This window comes from Citrobacter sp. Colony219 (genome assembly GCF_019382635.1).
GTDB classification, from domain to species: domain Bacteria; phylum Pseudomonadota; class Gammaproteobacteria; order Enterobacterales; family Enterobacteriaceae; genus Citrobacter; species Citrobacter youngae.
In genome coordinates this window covers 8,325-8,796 of sequence record NZ_CP080033.1, presented here as the reverse complement: position 1 = coordinate 8,796, position 472 = coordinate 8,325, and the positions used below count along the sequence as shown (strand labels likewise).

The window sequence follows — 472 nt, the reverse complement described above, 5'->3', positions numbered from 1 at the left end:
CTGCCAAGGGGGTACATGTTGCTATTCCGTGGATGATCCGCAATGATTGCACGGTGACGATCCCGGTTGCCGGGCGCAGCCGCCGCGCGACGATCACCCGTTGGGGCAACGTTTCCTATTTGGGGACCACGGATGAGGATTATCAGGGCGATCTCAATGATGTTCACTGCAATCGCGCTGAATTGGACTTTCTGCTGGAAGGTGCGAATTCGGCATTGAAAACCGATCTCCGCCCGGAAGACGTGGTGGGTAGTATCGCCGGTTGCCGCCCTCTGGTGGGACGGCGGGAGGCAAGACCGTTGAAATGAAACGTAATCATGAAATCACGGTTGCGGCAGATGGTCTGATTACGATTGTCGGCGGCAAGCTGACGACATCACGTCATATGGCAGAAGAGACCATCGATGCCGCCAGCAAAATACTCGGCCGTAAAAAGGCCTGCTCAACTAAAACCGCCTGGTTGCTGGGGGCG

The 472-nt window shown here is 56.4% G+C and carries 1 pseudogene; it reads left to right on the top strand.

The window, feature by feature from the left end:
• Positions 1-308: pseudogene (locus JTI85_RS21110) on the top strand (FAD-dependent oxidoreductase); the annotation flags it as partial.
• Between the last annotated feature and the right edge of the window lie 164 nt (positions 309-472).